This is a genomic window from Pseudovibrio sp. Ad37, assembly GCF_001623075.1.
GTDB lineage: Bacteria > Pseudomonadota > Alphaproteobacteria > Rhizobiales > Stappiaceae > Pseudovibrio.
In genome coordinates this window covers 24,028-44,006 of record NZ_LMCF01000223.1, presented here as the reverse complement: position 1 = coordinate 44,006, position 19,979 = coordinate 24,028, and the positions used below count along the sequence as shown (strand labels likewise).

Genomic DNA, 19,979 nt, shown 5'->3' with positions numbered 1-19,979 from the left:
TTAACTAGTGTTAATTTGGGGTATTAAGGCTAACCAAATCCTAATAAATGGGAAAAATAGGGTGGGGCTGTTGGAAGATGTGAGCCAACGATGGCCTTGAGAAACAAAATGCCCGAGGATGAAGACCTCTCGGGCATTGAAGAGCTTGTTCTAAGAACGAATCAGGCCGCGCCGATTTTCAGAAGATCGAGTGTGCGTATGATCCCAACCGGCTTGTCATTACTGACGATAAAGAGTGAGCTGATCTTGAGTGAGTTCATCACTTCCAGTGCTGACGGAGCCAAAAGCGTTTCTTCGATTGTTTTTGGATTATGTGTCATGACATCCTCAACTTTCATATCGAGAAAGTTCGGGCTGATATGACGGCGTAAGTCACCATCCGTGATGACGCCAATGAGTACTCCGTCATTATTGGTGATGCCAAGAACGCCAAACCCTTTTTGGGTCATCAAGACGAGAGCTTCTTTCATGAGCATACCGTTTTGAGCGACCGGTAAATGGTCACCCGTGTGCATGACATCTTTTACATGCATCAGGCTCGCACCTAGTTTGCCACCAGGATGGTAGACCTTAAAGTCTTGAGCTGAAAAACCTTTTGCTTCCAACAGTGCAATTGCAAGCGCATCGCCTAGGGCCAGCTGAATCAAGGTGCTGGATGTTGGAGCTAATCCATGAGGACAGGCTTCTGGTACTTTAGGCAATGTCAGGCAGATATCAGAGGCTTGACCAAGTGCGCTAGCTGCGTTGCGGGTGAGAGCGATCAACGGGACTTTAAAACGGCGTGTGAAGCCGAGCAGACTTGCAAGTTCCTGGGTTTCGCCAGACCAAGACAAAGCAATGACCACATCATCTTCGGTGATCATACCAAGATCACCGTGGCTTGCTTCACTTGCATGTACGAAGAAAGCGGGTGTTCCCGTGGACGCTAACGTTGCAGCCAGTTTGGTACCAATGATCCCGCTCTTGCCAATACCAGAGACGATTACGCGGCCTTTTGAATGAGCGATTGTCTCTACCGCTTTCGTGAAAGGTTCTGCCAAGCTGTTGGAAAGACTTGCCTGTAACGCGTTGAGCGCAGCGATCTCAGTTTCAATCGTCTTTGCAGCGGAGTGTATCCACTCATCAGCCGGGCGCAGAGGACGGTCTTCATGCGTTAGAAATGATGGCATATGCATTTGGCACTACTTCTTAGCTTTGCTCTCACGAGCACAATGACGCTTTTGCAGCAAGATTCCTGCACTAAGTAAGAGTGCATTGTGAACACTCTGGGGCAAGACTTGGTTTCCCCTCTACCAAATCTGAATTGAGAAAACAATCAAGGGTAGAGGACCTCTTTGCAATGAAACGTTAACCATGTTCGGCGAGTGTGGGGCTTGTTGAATTTCCTTCATTTGAAGGTGGATTGCTGGAATACTTTATGTCGTTGCGCCCAGACGTTTTGAAGAGCATTCAAAGTAGGTCAATTCTGGCCTGTGTTATGATGTTGGGCGCATTTCCGTGGTGTTATGCAGTCGCGCAAACCAGTGATCTGGAGTTCAGGGATAGCCTCACTTTTGAGAATGATCCGAGTGCTGACTTTGAGAAACCTTCTGAAACGGATGCGGCGCCCTTTGAACAACTGATTGAAGAAGGACGATCACGCACCGCAACTCAGCCTCCTGTTCCGACTGTTAGCCAGCAACTCACTGGTACTGGTCGCAGGAGTAGGGAGGCCAAGTTTTCAGAGAGAGTCGCAGTTGCCTCGCGTCATTCACGGCCCGTTGGTGGAGGCGGGAATGCTGATGAAGGTATCTTTGCTGGAGAGACTGTTCAGGACCGACCTGTTGGCATTCAGCTTGGGTCGTTACGCCTGACGCCGTCGTTTGATGCCGGGTTTGGTTGGACAGACAATGCTGAGCAGACAAATGGTGGGATGCCTGACGGATTTTATGAAGTTGATGCGGCAGTTGGTGTGGTTTCTAATTGGGAGCGGCACGGACTCGGGTTGGAGCTTCGAGGTAGCCTTCGCGCTTTCTTTAGTGAACCTGACAATAACCAGCCTGTTGTCACCGGTCGTGGGAATGTGCGTCTTGATCTGAGTGACCTGACAACTGCCAATATTGATGGTGTTTACTCATTTTCGAGAGAGGAGCGGTCCTCTGCTGAGAATGAGGCGTCGACCGGGCGTACCAATTCTGTGCAGGAAATTGGTGGCAGATTCTCACTCAGTAGGCAAGTTTCATTGGTTCAGCTGCGTGGCGGCATTGGTGTAGACCGTACGGTTTACGGCGGGCAAATGAGCAGTTCGCAGCCTCGCGATAATACTGTGTTTGATGCCACTCTGCGGACATCATTTGATAATGGAGCTGCATTTGAACCTTACTTGGAAGGTGGATTTCTAGTCCGAAAATACGATCAAGATTGTAGTGGTGATCCATCCTGCTTCGACAGAACATCGCGCGGCTACTTTGTAAGATCTGGTGTTCGTGTTGATCGTGGGCCTAAGCTTCGGGGGCAGTTTGGGGTTGGTTATCGGGCTGAGTATCTGGATGACAATCGCCTTGACGCTTTGCAGGGGCTGATTTTTGATGGAGCTTTTGTTTGGTCTCCTACACGCCTGGATACCGTGACTGTTAGTGGAGCAACCAACTTTAGCGGTACGAATATCAGTGGAGCTTCTGGTTCAATTCTTTATGCGGGTGATGTTCGGTATGCACATCAGTTTACTCAGGACCTGGTTGGTGATGTTCAGTTTGGCTACACTTACAGGACGTATCAAGGGGTAGATATTGTTGAGCAGGAGGGAGCTGGATCCTTTGGTTTAGTGTGGGCTTTCTCCAAGGATGCAGCTCTGCTTTCTCGCTACACGTTCCGAGCGTTTGAGAGCTCTACGCCAAATAGCAACTACACGAGCAGCCTCATTGAAGCTGGCCTTCGGATAAGACGCTGAATTCTTGAAGTGTTTCAGAGTGCGTTAATTTTTCAAAGACGCATCTAGTAAGAATTGACAAGCTTAAAAAGGGGTTTTGATTAAAAACGGCCTTTTTTTTACCATGGTTGACAGTCATGGCAGTAATGCCTCCGAGGGCTAAGCAAAAAGACTGCGCAAAGTGCGCCTAACAAACTCCCATTCGGGTGACCGGAGAAAGCAGTATGCGATTTTCTTCTTTGCCAGCTGTCTTGTGCGCTGGGTTTCTATTTTTCAGTAACTCCGACGCCTTTGCTCAGGGGAGTGATTTTCAAAAATGGATTGCAAGCTATAAGCGGACTGCTGTAGCTCAAGGCGTTAATGCTCAACTATACGACCGTGTCTTTAAGGGGATGACTCCTGACCCGCGAATTAGGAAGAGTGCAGAGAACCAGCCTGAGTTTACGCGTGCTATCTGGCAGTATCTGGATAGTGCAGTCTCAGAAGACCGCGTGCTCCATGGGCGCCGTATGGTGGATGAATGGTCTGGCTGGCTTGATAGGATTGAGGCTAAATATGGCGTGAACCGCCATGTTGTGCTGGCGATTTGGGGAATGGAAAGTTCATATGGGCGTATTCTCGATAATACATCGATTGTTCGTTCAACGCCCCGTGCTCTAGCTACACTGGCCTATAATGGTGGTCGTCGCGGGAAGTATGCGCGCAAACAGCTGATTGCTGCTCTTAAGATCCTTCAAAATGGTGATGTTTCGCCTGCGCAGATGCGGGGGTCCTGGGCGGGTGCCATGGGACATACCCAGTTCATTCCAACAACTTACCAAGCTTATGCAGTTGATATTACGGGTGATGGAAAAAGAGATATCTGGAATAGCATTCCTGATGCATTGGCTTCAACGGCAGCCTATCTCAATAAGATGGGTTGGCAGTCCGGGCAGACCTGGGGCTATGAAGTTACTCTGCCGAAAAACTTTAATTACCGCTTGAGCAACCAACGTAAGCAGCAATCTGTTGCTAACTGGGGCAAACTTGGAGTGAAGCGAGCAAATGGCTCGAAGTTCCCACGTGGAGCTGACATGGCGCGGCTTTATACACCTGCGGGAGCTAATGGCCCTGCGTTCCTGTTGCTCAAAAACTTCTACGTGATCAAACGCTACAACAACTCTAGTGCTTACGCGCTTGGGGTTGGGCACCTTTCTGATCGTTTACTCGGGCTTTCTGGTTTTGCTGTGGAATGGCCGCGCGGCGATCGCCCTTTGACATTTAGCGAGAAAAAAGCGTTGCAGAAGGGCCTCTCCGATAAGGGTTATAAACCTGGGGCTGTAGATGGAAAGATTGGCCAAAGAACCCGTCAGGCTATTCAGGCTTATCAAAAAGCATCGGGACTGGTTCCAGATGGTCACGATTCAATAAAGCTTCTTAATAGGTTGCAAGGTAGAACATAATCGGGTTTCCTAATGGCAGGAAACCAATGCTGGTGGTTGGTTCCTGCTGGAGACTCGCGATTATGCAACGATCCTTTTTGTCCTTTGTGTTTGTGGCACTGATAAGCCTTTGCTTTGTCAGTGTTTCTGTTATTCCCGTTGAGGTTGCGGCTCAGGTGCGAACCAACAGCACAGGCGCCCCTAAAAAAGGCAACAAGTCATTCTTTGGCTGGTTGTTTGGTGGGGGGAATAAAAGAATTGAGCAGGCGAATCCTACCAGGAAAAAGCGACGCAGAAGCACAACGCGCAAAAAACGTAGTGCTGGCGTTGCCGCAGTGAATACTCCTAAGATCGTTGAAAAAGAAAAGAGTAAGGACGCAAAGGTCCTTCTGGTCATTGGTGATGATCTGGCGATGGGATTAGCTGATGGTTTGAAGGCCGTGTATGCTGAAACGCCTTCGATAAGGGTCAAAAAGCTTGTTTATCCTCGAAAGGGCCTTGTTGCGGATAAAAAGCCGGACTGGCCGGAAGATGTGACAGCTGTGCTGAAGAGTGAAGACGTAGGTCTTGTGGTGGTTTCTCTGGGCGCGCGCGATAACCGGAATATCAAGGTTGTTGGACAAGGCGTTATTGATGGGCAGCCAGCGAGTTACGCTGAAGAACTGCAGTTTCAAGGGGAAGAGTGGAAGAAAGAGTACCGCTTCAGGACAGCGTCCTTGGTTGCAGCCGTCCGGAATGAGCAATTGCCTCTAATTTGGGTGGGGCTTGCTCCGGCTGAAGAGTATCTGACGAGTGCTAACTTCAGCTATCTCAATGATTTGTTCAAAGAGCAAGTTGAACCAGCTGGAGGTATCTTTGTTGATATTTGGGCTGCCTTCCAAAGTGAGGAGGGAGAGTATACGCCTCATGGACCAGATATTACCGGTAAGCGCCGCCGATTGAGGGCGACGGACGGGGTCTACTTTACTTGGGCTGGATACCGGAAAGTTGCTTACTTTGTGGAGCGAGAAATCGCGCGCATATTTGGTAGTGCGACGGCCTTCATTTTTGAAGGTGTGAAAGATGATCCGAACTTTATTGTTTTGACTGGACGCTTAACTTCTCCCGAAACCAAGCTTATCGGACCTGATGATAAAGGCGGGAAAGCTGCAGCGGGGAGTGATCTGTTCAAACTGACTGTCTCTGGAGAAGCATTGCCAGAGGTTTCTGGTCGTGCTGACGACACGCGTTGGACCGGATTTTAATATTTGAAGTATTCTTTGCCAGTTATGCCTTGAATATTGGCTGAGATTCAGAAATGTCTGCAGAAAATTAAATTTTATCGCTGTTTTTTCGAAAATGTATGCAATTCACAGCCTCATGGTAGTGTTCTGTTTACATACATGGGTAACATTACTCACATTAAACTTATAGGTGAAGTGGGGCTATTGATGGTTACCCAACCGCATGTTTTTAAGCTGTCGATGGTAGGCAAGTTTGTCTTGGTCGTATTTCTGGCCATGTCAATCATGTCGCTCGGCACGCTGTTTTCCTTTGTCACAATATACGATGTGTTGACGTCTGCTCTGGGAGATGAGGCGTTAAGGTCGCAGCTTATGTCAGATCATGGGCAAAGCGCGCTAGAGTCGCTGCTTGTCGATAATCTTATGTACATTGTGATGGTCTGTGCACCTGTGGGGACTCTGTTCTTTGTTGTGGCTGTTGTCATTGCAAGGGGCATGAGAAACAACATGGCTGCGTTGCAACGTGGTCTGGATGCTCTGGCTGAAGGCGCGTTGGACACTGAGATCAAGTGCATAGAGCGGGGGGATGAGATTGGTGCAATTGCTCGTTCTATTGCTCAGTTCCGTGTTGTGCTGAAAGATAAAGCTGAAGCTGATACAAAAGCCAAGATTCAGCAGGAGCTGGAACTTGCAGATGCACGCAAGCATGCCTTAGCCAGCGTTGCACAGGAGTTTGAGGCTTCAGTTGGTCATGTGGTGCATGATTTGCTGGAGATCAGTCAGGCCGTGGAGACACGCTCCAGAGAGTTGGATGCAAGTGTGCAAGGTGCCCACAGTGCCATGACATCTTCCAGTGATGTCGCGCAAACCACGCAAACCTCTGTGAAAGCATTGGCGGAAGCGGCAGAAGGTGTGTCGCGTTCTTCAGGGATGATTGGTGATAACACCACACAAGCTGCCCGTTTTGCGCAGGATGCTGCAGTGCATGCGCACAAGACCAATGAGATTGTTGGGCGTTTGGTGGAAAGCGGGAAGGCTATTGGTGAGGTGATCGAGCTGATTGATCAGATTGCTGACCAGACTAACCTGTTGGCATTGAATGCAACAATTGAGGCAGCGCGCGCAGGAGAAGCCGGGCGTGGCTTTGCTGTGGTTGCAAGTGAGGTGAAAAACCTTGCTGGCCAAACCTCTAAAGCCACCGAAGAGATTTCAACACAGGTTGAGTCGGTGCAAAAGGTTGCCGAGCAAGCTGTGATCGCGATCCGCTCAATTGGAGAGACAATTGAGCAGATCAATTCCTTATCAACTGGCATTAATGAAGCTGTTGGTGATCAGAAGCAGGCAACTGAAGATATTTCCCGAGACCTGAATAGCGCGCACTTGAATGTGTCACAGGTCGCGACAGACATGCTGGATCTGGACGGTGAGTTTCAGGGAACAAAAGATGCTTCGAATGATCTGCATCAGGCTGCTGGAAAATTGGGCCATCTCTCCGAGAACTTGCGGGCTGAAGTTGCCAGCTTCCTTGAGAATGTGAAAGCTGCTTAAAACTCTTTAAGCAGCTTCAGGGAGATGTAGGAGAGCAATAAAGTGCATGCTGAAAAGGGTTTAGCGGACTTTTTAGACATTTGCTGTAACGCAACGGTCGCTTCGCTATTTATGATTTTTCTGGTAAACTGGTCAGCAAAGAGCCATTCTTTGTAGGTGTGAGATCTGTAGTGTGGCTGCCAAAAGCAGACATCCCAAGAACCTTAAAACACATAGAGGTTGCAGCGGAACGGTAGGGCAGAAAGCTGTAATCTCCCGCAGATGCGATATCTCTGCCCCCACCAGTCAAAGCGGATGATCTGCGCCGATTGGAAAAAGATCAGGATGCGGAAGAGCCAAAATGCATCGCTCTGTCAACAATTAGCTTTCAGTACTGGTTTTCGATTCCGATGATTTTGAAGCTTCTGCTAATGAGGCATCGTATTCAAACTCGTGAATTCTGTTACCTATTGCTGCATAGGCAACAATACCGTCGTCCCATGGTACAGAAGTTGGAGTCATTTGATCTGATGTTCGGTCAATAAACAAACGGGCAAATTCTTCATCGTCTATCTCATCATCCAATTGCTTGTAATCGAATGCGCACCAAATTGACTCGATCATTTCAAATGCGTGATAAGGAGATACATAGAATGATTGAGATAAGTAGTATTCTCTCATAAAGGGATCTGTTTCCTCTTCCTTTCTCAGAAAAAAAGGCACCCTTGGTTCCGGGGATTGTTTTGTCAAATCGGAACCCAAATTGTTCTCTTATGATTGTCGATAGATACGCCAATGAGGATAGCGCATCACTTCTGAGGTTTTTTGCGGTATCGAGATTAAAATGGATTGATCTGTGCCGCAAAGCCGATAAGTTTCTAAACGCTTCAGTCACCTCGTCTGACTTCCAGATTCCCCATTCCTCGAATGTACTTATAGCTTTTTTCCAATCGTCAATTGACTTGCGTTTATGAGACTTTTTGTCAAATGTCGATACTGGGTAATGATCTCTTAGATCCAGAAGCAGATGATTGAGAATTCTTTCTCCGAGCGCACATGCAGCGGTGAGGGCTGGATAATAATGGCAGTGAATGAAGGCATACCTTGCCTGCAGGAATAAATCATTGTGGTGTGAAATTATCGAGAAAGGTAGCTGCCCAAGTTCTTTGAAATTCTTAAGTTTTTGCTCAAAGTTATGTTCACCCAACTCAATTTTCAGTTGTTTGATTAACCTCTCTTTGTTCTGCATGTGCAGCTTAATTACCTCTTCTGTCCAAGTGTCTTTTGGTTCTTCCAAAGTAATTGCACGCGTGTCGAAATGCGCAGGCTGAATGCGATATCTCTTCATTTTTTATGCTCGAGAATTTGTTGGCTTTTGTTTCTACAGTCAATCATTGCGACAAGTGAGTTGATGTTACAACCCTCGTTGTATTCAACAGCAGCTGAGATAGGCGGACTTTCTACCCGTGAGCAATTTGGCAATGTTTATGAGGCAACGGTAAAGTGCGCAAGGATGATTGTTTTTGAATGAAAACCGAAGTCTGCTTTGGGGCGTATCGTCGGGCGTCTTTCTGGATGGCCGCAATGAGCCGACATTACTGGTCGCCGTGTGTTGCGTCTGCGAATACTAATTCATTTTGAAGGTCTCGATTGGGCTCATAGCCATACCTCATGATTTCTAATGTCATTGGGTATGACACTTTATTCTTCTCGTTCAGGAGTGGGGAGATTGTTGAAGCCTGAGGCGTTCGAAAAAACTTATCCCCTTTACGCAAATGTGCCCCCATACTAACTTCATGCCCACGTGACGGGCTGCTGGCGGACCGTCCGTCAGCGTGTCGTGGGCTGGGTGGGGCTTTCAGAAGAGGTAACGCATCTTTTGTTGGTCCGGTGGAACCGATTTTCAGGCGTGACTGCATGGTCTGAGAGGAAGGACCCAAGCCTGAAGGGCATCACGCAGTGGCATTTGCTGGTCAGAGCGGTAGATGTCAGAGGCAATGGACCTGTTTGGATGCGGAAACTTATCCGGGCAAGGCACGTAGCCAATGCCAAAGACTCATCTCTAACAAGTAGCGCAGGTGTTGCCTGCTGCCTTGCTCATCCCGACCTTCGGGAACTCTCGTTTCACCACTGCATGGGAAGCCATGCGGTGCTTTTAGTGCTTGCAAGTTCAACTCAGAATGTATGAGTGAGAAAGAGTGGAGCAACATCAAAAAACCCCGGAAAGCGGGGCTTTCCGGGGTTCTGGTACTTCATTGTCAGCTAAGTTTAGCGTGGCAGATTGGAAGATCCTGTCAGGAACTCGTCGATTGAACGAGCCGCCTGACGACCTTCGCGGATAGCCCAGACCACAAGGGACTGGCCTTTGCGCACGTCACCAGCTGCAAAGACTTTTTTGATGGAGGTCTTGTAGTCTTCGGTGTTTGCTTTCACGTTGGTGCGCGGGTCCAGCTCCAGATCGTCACCAGCTTCTTTGACGTAAGTTTCCATGTTCGGGCCAGAGAAGCCAATGGCTGCAAGAACAAGATCTGCCTTGAGAATGAACTCGGTTCCTTCAATTGGAACACGTTTTTCATCTACACGAGCACATTTTACGCCTGTTACGTGACCGTCTTCATCACCTACAATTTCGAGTGTTGCTGCGGAGAACTCACGTTCTGCGCCTTCTGCCTGAGAAGTTGAGGTACGGAACTTCGTTGGCCAGTATGGCCAGAACTGGTTCTTATCTTCCTTCAGTGGCGGCATTGGACGGATATCCATCTGGGTTACAGACAGAGCGCCCTGACGGAAGGATGTCCCAACGCAGTCAGATGCGGTGTCACCACCACCAACAACAACAATGTGTTTGCCGCCAGCCCAGTATGGTTCTTCGCCCGATACATCTTCACCACCAACGCGGCGGTTTTGCTGTACGAGGAATGGCATCGCATACATCGCGCCTTTGAGGTCCATGCCCGGAATGCCTGGATCACGCGGGCGTTCCGCACCCGTGCACAGCAGTGTTGCGTCGTGACGTGTGTGGATCTCTTCAAACTCTACATCTTTGCCGATTTCACAGCCGTAGTGGAAAGTTACCCCTTCCCCTTCTAACTGTTCGACACGGCGCTCTATGTAGTGTTTTTCCATCTTAAAGTCAGGAATACCATAGCGCATCAAACCACCTGCACGTGGTTCACGCTCGTAAACATGAACTGTATGGCCGGCCCGTGCCAGCTGTTGAGCTGCAGCTAGACCCGCAGGGCCAGATCCAATGACCGCAACAGTTTTACCTGTCTTGGTGGCAGCTGGTTCGGGCTTGATCCAACCTTCCTTAAAGGCGCGATCAGCGATTGCTTGTTCGACAGTTTTAATCGCGACCGGAATGTCTTCCAGATTCAACGTACATGCTTCCTCGCATGGAGCAGGACAAATACGGCCCGTGAATTCAGGGAAGTTGTTGGTTGAATGTAGATTGCGAGCAGCTTCTTCCCAGTCCCCTGCAAATACCAGATCATTCCAATCTGGTATTTGGTTGTTTACTGGACAACCGGCGGGACCGTGGCAAAACGGAATGCCACAATCCATACAACGAGCTGCCTGACGCTCCACTTCCGGCTGCGAGAGCGGGACAGTGAATTCGCGAAAATGGCGGATGCGATCTGATGCCGGCTGGTAGTTTTGCTCCTGCCGGTCGATCTCCAAAAAGCCAGTTACCTTACCCATGTCTTCCCCTCTTATTCCGCAGCCGCGAGGCCCAGACGCGCTGCTTTCATTTCCTGAAGCGCGCGACGGTATTCAACCGGCATAACTTTCACAAACTTCGGACGCCAGTTCTCCCAGTCATTCAGAATATTCTGAGCTTTGGTGGAACCAGTATATTTCACGTGGTTTTCAAGAATGAGACGCAGACGTTCGTCGTCGTGGCGTGTCATGTCAGCTGACAGATCCACACGTCCTTTGTACTCGATGTCGCCACCATGGTGATGCAGCTTTTCGAGCAGGTCATCTTCTTCTTGCACGGGCTGAATGTCGACCATTGCAAGGTTACAACGGGAGCCGAAGGTACCATCCTCGTCCAACACGTAAGCAACACCACCGGACATACCTGCTGCGAAGTTACGACCAGTTTGACCGATTACGACAACAACACCGCCGGTCATGTATTCACATCCGTGGTCACCAACACCTTCAACAACTGCAGTTGCTCCGGAGTTACGAACCGCGAAACGCTCACCACCGACACCGCGGAAGTACACTTCACCGCTGGTTGCTCCGTAAAGAACGGTGTTTCCAACAATGATGGAGTTTTCCGGTACGATGCGTGTGTTCTCTGGAGGACGTACGATAATGCGACCACCTGCGAGGCCTTTGCCTACGTAGTCGTTTGCGTCGCCTTCAAGATCAATCGTCACACCTTTGGCAACAAAGGCGCCAAACGCCTGACCAGCCGTACCTGTCATCGAGATATGGATGGTGTCGTCTTTGAGACCTTTTGCGCCGTAGCGTTTAGCAATCTGACCAGAGAGCATTGCGCCAACAGACCGATCAACAGACTTGATCTTCGCTGGGAACTCAATTTTTTCTTTGCTTTCCAGCGCTGGCATTGCATTGCGAATGAGCTCACGGTCCAGAACATCGTTGATTGGATGTTCTTGAAGCTGTGACCAGCGACTTTGTTCCTGGGTAGCATCTGGACGATAGAAAATCCTTGAGAAATCAAGGCCTTCAGATTTCCAGTGATTGATTGCAGTTTCTTTGTCGAGCATGTCGGAGCGACCGATGATTTCGTCCAGTTTCCTGACGCCGAGTTCTGCCATCAAGCCGCGAAGTTCTTCCGCTACATAGAAGAAATAGTTGATGACGTGTTCCGGAGTGCCTTTAAAGCGCTTCCGCAGAACCGGATCCTGGGTCGCAATACCAACCGGGCAGGTGTTGAGATGACATTTACGCATCATCAAGCAACCAGCTGCGATCAGCGGAGCTGTTGAGAAGCCATACTCATCTGCTCCCAAAAGAGCGCCAACAAGTACGTCACGGCCTGTGCGAAGACCGCCATCAACCTGCAAAGCGATACGGGAACGCAGGCCATTGAGAACGAGCGTTTGCTGGGTTTCAGCAAGGCCCATCTCCCATGGAGAACCAGCGTGCTTCAAAGAGGTGAGTGGGGATGCACCTGTGCCACCGTCAAAGCCTGAGACCGTGATATGGTCTGCGCGCGCTTTGGCAACACCTGCTGCAACTGTTCCAACACCAACTTCAGACACCAACTTAACGGAGATATCGGCCTCTGGATTTACGTTCTTCAGATCGTAGATCAGCTGCGCCAGATCTTCGATTGAGTAGATGTCGTGGTGCGGAGGAGGTGAAATCAAGCCGACGCCCTGTGTGGAGTGACGTGTCTTTGCGATCACTGCATCCACTTTATGGCCTGGCAGCTGTCCGCCTTCACCCGGCTTGGCACCCTGAGCGACCTTAATCTGGATCATATCGGAGTTGACCAGATATTCGGTTGTTACACCAAAGCGACCTGATGCAACCTGCTTGATCGCAGAACGCATTGGGTTGGGAGATCCGTCCGGAAGTGGGTTGAAGCGTTCGGCTTCTTCGCCACCTTCACCGGTGTTGGACTTACCGCCAATCTTGTTCATAGCAATCGCAAGCGATGTATGAGCTTCGCGAGAGATTGAGCCGAAAGACATTGCACCCGTAGAGAAGCGCTTGACGATGTCTTCTGCGGATTCAACTTCGTCGATGTTGACTGGACGGCGCCCTAGTTCTTCTGCTGATTTGATGCGGAACATGCCACGGATTGTGTAACGGCCAGAGGCTTCGTTCACTTCCTTGGCGAATTCCAGATACTTTTCAGGCAGGTTGTTGCGTACTGCATGCTGAAGTGTAGCGATGCTGTCCGGGGTCCACATGTGGTTTTCGCCACGAGTCCGGTAGGCATATTCACCGCCAACGTCCAGCGAACGACGCAGAACAGGAATGTCCTCAAATGCATCGTGGTGACGAACAACAGTCTCTTCAGCAACTTCTTTCAGGCCGATGCCTTCAATGGTTGTTGCTGTGCCGAAGAAGAATTTTTCAACAAATTCTGAATTCAGTCCAACGGCATCAAAGATCTGCGCACCACAGTAGGATTGATAGGTGGAGATGCCCATCTTGGACATGACTTTGAGCATGCCTTTATTGATGGCTTTGATGTAGCGAGAGACTACTTCATGCTCATCCACTTCCTCAGGGAAAGACCCCTCAGAGTGCATTGAACGGATTGTTTCGAATGCGAGATACGGGTTGATTGCCTCTGCACCATAACCGGCCAGAACGCAGAAGTGATGAACTTCGCGTGCTTCACCTGTTTCAACCACAAGACCCACTGACGTACGAAGGCCTTTGCGGATCAGGTAGTTATGAACGGCAGCTGTCGCCAGCAGTGCAGGGATTGCGATGCGGGCACGTGAGATTACACGGTCAGACAGGATGATGATGTTGTAACCACCATGAACAGCCTTTTCAGCACGGGCACACAAGCGCTCCAGAGCACCTTCCATGCCCTCGGTCCCCTTCTCAGTAGAGTAGGTGATGTCGAGGGTCTTGGTTTGGAACTGATTGTCTTCAATGTCACCAATGGCGCGGATTTTTTCCAGATCAGCATTGGTGAGGATCGGCTGACGCACTTCCAGACGTTTGGAGGTAGAAAGACCTTTCAAATCAAACAGGTTTGGACGTGGTCCGATGAAGGACACGAGGCTCATCACCAACTCTTCGCGGATCGGGTCGATCGGCGGGTTGGTTACCTGCGCAAAGTTCTGCTTGAAGTAGGTGTACAGAAGCTTGGATTTGTCTGAGAGGACGGACACAGGTGTGTCAGTACCCATAGACCCCAGTGCTTCCTGACCAACGGTTGCCATTGGTTGCATAAGAAGCTTGATGTCTTCCTGCGTGTAACCAAAGGCTTGCTGACGGTCGAGAAGAGTTTCACCTGCAACCGGCGCGCGTTCACGTACGGATGGGAGGTCCTCAAGAACCATCTGTGTGCGATGCAGCCAGTCTTTATAAGGATTGGCTGTGGAGAGTTGGCGCTTGATTTCTTCGTCAGAAACAATACGGCCTTCTTCCAGATCGATCAGAAGCATTTTGCCTGGCTGGAGACGCCATTTCTGAATGATCTTCTCTTCTGGAATATCGAGAACACCAACTTCAGAAGACATAATCACGAAGTCATCATCAGTAACGATGTAACGGGCAGGGCGCAGACCATTACGGTCAAGCGTAGCACCAATCTGACGACCATCTGTGAAGGCTACCGCTGCAGGTCCGTCCCATGGTTCCATGATAGAGGCATGGTACTGATAGAAAGAGCGACGATTTTCGTCCATCAGCGGGTTGCCGGCCCATGCTTCCGGGATCAGCATCATAGCCGCATGTGCAAGGGAATAGCCGCCTGTGGAGAGGAATTCCAAAGCGTTATCGAAGCATGCTGTGTCAGACTGGCCTTCGTAAGAGATCGGCCAGAGCTTATTGATGTCATCACCAAATGCCGGAGAAGACACAGACGCCTGACGGGCTGCCATCCAGTTTACGTTGCCGCGCAAGGTGTTGATTTCACCGTTGTGAGCAACCATCCGGTATGGGTGAGCCAGATCCCACGATGGGAAGGTGTTGGTTGAGAAGCGTTGGTGAACCAACGCCAATGCAGAGATAAACCGTTCGTCACGCAAATCGTCATAGTAGGCGCCAAGCTGGTAAGCGAGGAACATGCCCTTATAGACGATTGTGCGGCTGGAGCAGGAAACGACGTAGAAGCCTTTTTCTACGCCCTCGGATTTCTCGCGTACGACGTTGGAGATCACTTTGCGCAGGATAAAGAGGCGGCGCTCCAGAATATCACTATCAGTATTGTCTGGTAGTGTTACAAACAACTGACGGGAAACAGGTTCTGTCGCTGCAATATCTGGTGCTTTCGACAAAGAAGAATTGTCGACCGGAACATCACGCCAGCCTAATACTTCAAGACCTTCATCAGAAACACATTCTGCAACGATGCTTTCGCATTGCTCGCGGAGCTTTTTATCTTGTGGAAGGAAGAAGAAAGCAACGCCGTATTCGCCAGTTTCTGGAAGATCGAATCCGATCTTCGAGCATTCTTCTTTGAAAAACTCGTGTGGGACCTGGGTCAGCATACCTGCACCGTCGCCCATCAATGGGTCAGCGCCAACTGCGCCGCGGTGTGTCAGGTTTTCAACGATCTGAAGGCCGCTTTGTACCACGTGGTGAGATTGTGCGCCTTTGAGGTTAGCTATAAAGCCGACGCCACAGGCATCGTGCTCTTTGGCTGGATTGTAAAGCCCCTCAGTGGCAGCAGTGCGGAGTTTTTCCGTAACGGTGCCTGTGGTGGTAGCTCGGGTTTTCATAGGTTCCCCCCCACTCATATGCATCGTGTTTCCTCCTTTTTCTGCCATTTTTGGCCTCACTTTCGCTCATCTCAATGTGACCGGTTAAGGTCACTTCCTCGTTCGGGTCGCGGGGAGGTCTTCCTCGCGGCTCGTTCGAAGCCCCGGCACGGCTTGCCCCGGATCTGTCGAATGAAGCACGGCCACTTTATACATAGGGCCGCCCATTCGGAGTTTCCTCCGATCTATCTTACCCCTTTGGCGAGTGCATTGCGATATGTCCGCATGGCACACATTTGGGGGAGAATGTCGCGGCGTTGGGAACGCGCCTACATCCTTCTCTTTTGCGTTGTGTGGATCTCTTAGGTGGATCGCTTGGAAGCTGTCTTCCAGATTGTCATCAACGCATGCGAGATAATAAGGACAGCACTCCTGTCCTTTTCCGCGTCGCGAACATGCCAGATTTCAGAGGGTAGAGCAAGAGCGTTTCAGAAAGTCTTTATTTCTATTCTTCTAATTTTATTAGGCCGATTGTCGCATTGGCATCTAAAACTCAAGTTAGATGCAATAATATTTCAACTATTCACGAACCTGTGAGGATGATGATCTCATTTTATTGATTTAATCGCGTCAAAATAACATGTGTTTGATTTCCCATTGATCGAGTTTTTTGTCAGAACTGTCTGCAGAGGCGAACCAAACCTGTTGAACACATCGCCGAATTTCAATTGAGGAGTTTTGAAATGTCCAAAAAAACGTTGTCCGCTGCTGTACTCGCAACTGCTGTTACTGCTGCTGTAGCTGGTGCAAACATTACTGTTGCTGAAGCTGCTTCTAAAGAAAAATGTTACGGTGTTTCCCTTGCTGGTGAGAACGACTGTAAAGCGGGCGCGGGCACCACTTGCGCAGGCACTTCCACTGTTGACTATCAGGGCAATGCTTGGACCCTCGTACCAACCGGTACATGTGCATCCATTGAAGTCCCAGGTGATCGTAAAGGTTCTCTGACCGAACTTTCCCGCGATCTGCCTCACTAATCGCTTTACTTTACAATATACTGCGTTGCACCGGGGCGGGTTTTTTCCCTCCGGTGTTTCTTTAAGAAGAAGTCATAATATAGAACGAGGTGCTGATATGTGCGCGCAAAGAGTCAATGCAAAATTACCTGCACGAGGTGGCGTGGGCTTAAAAGCTGATCATTATCACAGTATTCTCAATGACAAGCCTGATATGGGCTTCTTCGAAATTCATGCAGAAAACTATATGGGTGCCGGTGGCCCTCCGCACGGTTATCTTGAAGCGATCCGCCGGGATTATCCTATCTCTCTTCATGGTGTCGGGTTGTCTATTGGCGGTGCTGATCCGCTGAACAAAGAGCACATTTCGCGCGTGAAAGATGTTGCTGACCGGTACGATCCAGGTCTTTTCAGTGAGCATCTGGCCTGGTCAACGCACGACACCGAGTATTTCAATGATCTTCTGCCTCTGCCTTACACTGAGGTGACATTACAGCAGGTCGTTGATCATATTGATGAAGTGCAGACCTTCCTTGGTCGTCAGATGTTGCTTGAAAACCCAAGTGCTTATGTGATCTTCAAGGAAAGCACATATGAAGAAACTGAGTTTCTTCGCGAGATTGTAAAACGAACTGGCTGCGGATTGCTGCTGGACGTGAACAATGTCTTTGTTTCTGCTACGAACTCTGGTGGTTCTCCTGAAGATTATGTGGACCGATTCCCGGTTGAGCATGTTCAGGAAATTCACCTTGGCGGGCATGCACCAGAAACAGACGAGCTGGGCTATCCTCTTCTAATCGATGCACATGATCGTAAAGTTGCTGATCCTGTGTGGGCGCTTTATGCGCGGACAATTGATCGGGCTGGTCCTCAACCAACTCTTATTGAGTGGGATGCGAATATTCCGACCTGGGAAATTCTCGCTTATGAAGCTGAGCAGGCGGATGTGGTGATACAATCTCATATTGAGACGCAGGCCCAAGCCTCTCAGAAGCGGGGTGATCATGTCCCAGGTGTCTGATAGCACTAAGGAAAAAATTGCGTTGAAGGGTTTTGGCGTTCCTTTGCAGGATTTGCAGTCAAACATGCAAGGTTTTGACATGTTCTCGGATGGGCTGATGAATCCAGCTGTCCCTTTACCCGATGGGGTTGTGGGGCGTGATGGTCATCCCTCTGAGAAACGTTTTGGCGTTTACCGCAATAACGTAATGGCGAGCTTGATTGATGCGATGGCTGCCAACTTTCCAGCAGTACATGATTTGGTCGGGCGTGATTACTTCCGGGCACTTGCTGCAGAATTCGTTCGCAAACATCCACCAGAGCAGCCGGTACTGAGTGAGTTTGGGGGCAAGTTCTCTGAGTTCATTGGCGCGTTTCCTCCACTCGCAGACTATCCCTATCTGAAAGATGTTGCTGTGCTGGAATGGGCATGGCTGCGTGTTTACCACGGGCCGAATGCGACGCCTGTTGCGCCTGATGTGTTATCCAAGATTGATCCAGCAAAACTAGGGGATGCGATGTTTACCCCGATCCCTGCACATAGACTGATTTACTCCCGTTTTCCACTTAGCGAGATCTGGAAACAGAACCGCTCGGAAGATGTGGAAGGTGTTACGCCTGAGGCTGATCAAGTGATTTTGATTTGCCGACCAGATATGGACGTGACACTGACCGGATTGGCTCAGGACGTAGCGGCATTCGCTGATTTACTGTTCTTTGGCAAGACATTGGGAGAAGCTGCAGAAGCAGTTTCATCCTCTTACAAATTCTTTGATCTGTCGCAGGCATTGGGCTGCCTGCTGAGCGCACGCGTGTTCGCGAGCGTGGACGTCAAAGCTTAATATTGATTGCGAGGGGCCGGGCGGTAAGGCCCTCGAGTGGTGGAAAGCACCAGAGGAGGAATCCGATGAGAATGCTTGTAAATTTATACCAGGGCGTATTTGGCTGGTTGGAGCGTGTAACTGAAGGCTGGTTTCTTGGTCTGTCTGCGCGTTTTCTTTTCGCAGGCGTCCTGTTTATGTACTTCTGGAACTCAGCGCTGACCAAGTTTGGTGATGGTGTACTTGGGTTCCTGTTCCCTTCAACGGGTGCATATGCGCAGATCTTGCCGCATATTACTGAGGCGGCTGGGTACGATATTTCTCAGATCCCGTTTTTCCCCTATGGCCTGATTGTGCTTTTGGGAACATGGGGTGAAGTGATCATTCCGGTGCTTATTGTTGTGGGCCTGTTTACTCGTGCCGCAAGCATTGGTTTCATTGGCTTTGTGATTGTTATGTCTATCGTGGACGTGGTTGGTCATGGCGTTGATATGCCGACAATTGGCGCACTGTTTGATCGTCATCCATCTGCTTTGATCTTTGATCAGCGCGCACTGTGGATCTTCTTGGCAACTGTGCTTGTGATCCGTGGTCCTGGAGTGTTCTCGTTGGATTGGGTGTTGGGCAAATGGTTCGGCATTCACCACGAAACGGGTATTTCAGATACGAAGAGCCACGCATGAGGCTTATATTGAGAGCCTGATAGAGTTATTGGTTTTCATTCAGATATTGGAGCGTGTCACTGATGAGGTGATGCGCTCTTTTTCGTTTGTGTATATGACTGGAGCTCGCGCAGACTGAGCTAAAGGAGGTGGCGTTGCAGATTATGTGCCTGAATGGTTGGGGAGGGACGCTCTACTCTGACTTGCTGCCGTATTTATCTCAGGCCGCGCCTGATGTGCTTTGCCTGCAAGAGGTAGTTCACACACCAGAAAGCGATAAGCACTGGCTGACTTATCGGGATGGTGATCACGTCTTACCTCAGCGTGCTAATTTCTTCCGTGATGTTTGCGCAGCGCTGCCTGAGCATGTGCCTGTCTTCTGTCCTGCTGCTCAGGGTGTGCTCTGGGATGAGGAGCAGTCTGTCCACTCTCAATGGGGGCTGGCAACATTTGTGCATCGTTCCTTCCCTATTATTGGTCAGGTGCAAGGATTTGTGCACAAAGACTATTCTGCTGATGGTTATGGAGACCACCCACGCTCTCGTAATGCGCATGGAGTTCGTGTTTATGATTATGCGACAGACCGTGCTGTGAGCATCACCCACATGCATGGCCTTCGTGATTTGAATGGCAAGATGGACACGCCAGAACGCTTCGACCAGGCGAAACGGTTGTTCAATATCTCACAGGTAGTTTCTGAACCATGTGATTTGCGAGTGGTGTGCGGTGACTTTAATGTTGAGCCTGACAGCGAAACTATTCGTTTGCTGGAGGAAGATGGTTTGGTTGAGTTAGTCAATCATTATGGCGTCGAAACTACTCGGAACTCCTATTACAAAAAGCCAGGTAAGTTTGCTGATTACTTGCTGATTGATCAGGTCGATGAGATCCAGAAGTTTCAAGTATTACAGAAACCTGAGGTCTCAGATCATTGCCCACTTGTTTTAACTTTGAAAGCTGGTCTTAAAAAAGGGCACCTTTCTAGAACTTCTGAGAGTGTGTTGCTCTCCTAAAGGGCTTCTCGTGG

Annotated in this window: 14 protein-coding genes; 9 read left to right on the top strand and 5 right to left on the bottom strand. The window is 49.6% G+C overall.

Features of this window, described 5'->3' with window-relative positions; genetic code table 11:
• Positions 1 to 161: 161 nt before the first annotated feature.
• The gene (locus PsAD37_RS26015) at positions 162 to 1,175 is read right to left on the bottom strand and encodes an SIS domain-containing protein (protein ID WP_063298558.1); all 1,014 of its coding nucleotides are present in this window, start codon (positions 1,173 to 1,175) and stop codon (positions 162 to 164) included.
• 242 nt (positions 1,176 to 1,417) lie between these two features.
• On the opposite strand from PsAD37_RS26015, the gene PsAD37_RS26010 reads away from it, so the two are divergent.
• The 4 genes from PsAD37_RS26010 to PsAD37_RS25995 all read left to right on the top strand — a co-directional run bounded on the left by PsAD37_RS26010 (position 1,418) and on the right by PsAD37_RS25995 (position 7,100).
• Positions 1,418 to 2,929 (top strand): outer membrane beta-barrel protein, encoded by a 1,512-nt coding sequence (locus tag PsAD37_RS26010; protein WP_208992100.1) that lies wholly within the window; start codon positions 1,418 to 1,420, stop codon positions 2,927 to 2,929.
• 203 nt (positions 2,930 to 3,132) lie between these two features.
• A complete protein-coding gene (locus PsAD37_RS26005) occupies positions 3,133 to 4,350 on the top strand; it encodes a lytic murein transglycosylase (protein ID WP_063298556.1) in 1,218 nt (405 codons plus the stop codon).
• Between the two features lie 62 nt (positions 4,351 to 4,412).
• Complete coding sequence (locus PsAD37_RS26000) at positions 4,413 to 5,573, top strand: DUF459 domain-containing protein (protein ID WP_208992099.1); 1,161 nt, start codon at positions 4,413 to 4,415, stop codon at positions 5,571 to 5,573.
• A 186-nt stretch (positions 5,574 to 5,759) separates the two neighbouring features.
• Positions 5,760 to 7,100 (top strand): methyl-accepting chemotaxis protein, encoded by a 1,341-nt coding sequence (locus PsAD37_RS25995; RefSeq protein ID WP_208992098.1) that lies wholly within the window; start codon positions 5,760 to 5,762, stop codon positions 7,098 to 7,100.
• A 360-nt stretch (positions 7,101 to 7,460) separates the two neighbouring features.
• Here the strand turns inward: PsAD37_RS25995 and PsAD37_RS25990 are convergent, their stop codons facing one another.
• The 4 genes from PsAD37_RS25990 to gltB form a co-directional block, all read right to left on the bottom strand.
• The gene (locus PsAD37_RS25990; protein WP_063298554.1) at positions 7,461 to 7,703 is read right to left on the bottom strand and encodes a hypothetical protein; all 243 of its coding nucleotides are present in this window, start codon (positions 7,701 to 7,703) and stop codon (positions 7,461 to 7,463) included.
• A 1-nt stretch (position 7,704) separates the two neighbouring features.
• Positions 7,705 to 8,427 (bottom strand): hypothetical protein, encoded by a 723-nt coding sequence (locus tag PsAD37_RS25985; RefSeq protein ID WP_063298553.1) that lies wholly within the window; start codon positions 8,425 to 8,427, stop codon positions 7,705 to 7,707.
• A 920-nt stretch (positions 8,428 to 9,347) separates the two neighbouring features.
• Positions 9,348 to 10,781, bottom strand: a complete 1,434-nt coding sequence (locus tag PsAD37_RS25975; RefSeq protein WP_063298551.1) for a glutamate synthase subunit beta — start codon at positions 10,779 to 10,781, stop codon at positions 9,348 to 9,350.
• A gap of 11 nt (positions 10,782 to 10,792) precedes the next feature.
• On the bottom strand, positions 10,793 to 15,523 hold the full coding sequence (gene gltB / locus PsAD37_RS25970; RefSeq protein WP_084408127.1) for a glutamate synthase large subunit: 4,731 nt from the start codon (positions 15,521 to 15,523) through the stop codon (positions 10,793 to 10,795).
• Between the two features lie 674 nt (positions 15,524 to 16,197).
• Between gltB and PsAD37_RS25965 the strand changes: the two genes are divergently transcribed.
• From PsAD37_RS25965 to PsAD37_RS25945, 5 genes are all read left to right on the top strand, one after another.
• Positions 16,198 to 16,491 carry a DUF2282 domain-containing protein gene (locus PsAD37_RS25965; protein WP_063298550.1) on the top strand — a complete coding sequence of 98 codons (294 nt, stop codon included), beginning with the start codon at positions 16,198 to 16,200 and terminating at the stop codon, positions 16,489 to 16,491.
• 97 nt (positions 16,492 to 16,588) lie between these two features.
• Complete coding sequence (locus PsAD37_RS25960) at positions 16,589 to 17,491, top strand: DUF692 domain-containing protein (protein WP_063298549.1); 903 nt, start codon at positions 16,589 to 16,591, stop codon at positions 17,489 to 17,491.
• Positions 17,475 to 18,311 (top strand): DNA-binding domain-containing protein, encoded by an 837-nt coding sequence (locus tag PsAD37_RS25955; protein WP_063298548.1) that lies wholly within the window; start codon positions 17,475 to 17,477, stop codon positions 18,309 to 18,311. Before PsAD37_RS25960 ends, PsAD37_RS25955 begins: the two co-directional genes overlap by 17 nt.
• A gap of 71 nt (positions 18,312 to 18,382) precedes the next feature.
• Entirely contained in the window at positions 18,383 to 18,973 is a 591-nt protein-coding gene (locus PsAD37_RS25950) for a DoxX family protein (protein WP_063298547.1), read from the top strand.
• A gap of 134 nt (positions 18,974 to 19,107) precedes the next feature.
• The gene (locus PsAD37_RS25945) at positions 19,108 to 19,965 is read left to right on the top strand and encodes an endonuclease/exonuclease/phosphatase family protein (protein WP_063298546.1); all 858 of its coding nucleotides are present in this window, start codon (positions 19,108 to 19,110) and stop codon (positions 19,963 to 19,965) included.
• The last annotated feature ends 14 nt before the right edge of the window (positions 19,966 to 19,979 follow it).

Coding starts and splice junctions, on each gene's coding strand:
- PsAD37_RS26015 (WP_063298558.1), bottom strand. CDS start 1,175: ATGCATATGCCATCATTTCTAACGCATGAAGACCGTCCTCTGCGCCCG.
- PsAD37_RS26010 (WP_208992100.1), top strand. CDS start 1,418: ATGTCGTTGCGCCCAGACGTTTTGAAGAGCATTCAAAGTAGGTCAATT.
- PsAD37_RS26005 (WP_063298556.1), top strand. CDS start 3,133: ATGCGATTTTCTTCTTTGCCAGCTGTCTTGTGCGCTGGGTTTCTATTT.
- PsAD37_RS26000 (WP_208992099.1), top strand. CDS start 4,413: ATGCAACGATCCTTTTTGTCCTTTGTGTTTGTGGCACTGATAAGCCTT.
- PsAD37_RS25995 (WP_208992098.1), top strand. CDS start 5,760: ATGGTTACCCAACCGCATGTTTTTAAGCTGTCGATGGTAGGCAAGTTT.
- PsAD37_RS25990 (WP_063298554.1), bottom strand. CDS start 7,703: ATGATCGAGTCAATTTGGTGCGCATTCGATTACAAGCAATTGGATGAT.
- PsAD37_RS25985 (WP_063298553.1), bottom strand. CDS start 8,427: ATGAAGAGATATCGCATTCAGCCTGCGCATTTCGACACGCGTGCAATT.
- PsAD37_RS25975 (WP_063298551.1), bottom strand. CDS start 10,781: ATGGGTAAGGTAACTGGCTTTTTGGAGATCGACCGGCAGGAGCAAAAC.
- gltB (WP_084408127.1), bottom strand. CDS start 15,523: ATGGCAGAAAAAGGAGGAAACACGATGCATATGAGTGGGGGGGAACCT.
- PsAD37_RS25965 (WP_063298550.1), top strand. CDS start 16,198: ATGTCCAAAAAAACGTTGTCCGCTGCTGTACTCGCAACTGCTGTTACT.
- PsAD37_RS25960 (WP_063298549.1), top strand. CDS start 16,589: ATGTGCGCGCAAAGAGTCAATGCAAAATTACCTGCACGAGGTGGCGTG.
- PsAD37_RS25955 (WP_063298548.1), top strand. CDS start 17,475: ATGTCCCAGGTGTCTGATAGCACTAAGGAAAAAATTGCGTTGAAGGGT.
- PsAD37_RS25950 (WP_063298547.1), top strand. CDS start 18,383: ATGCTTGTAAATTTATACCAGGGCGTATTTGGCTGGTTGGAGCGTGTA.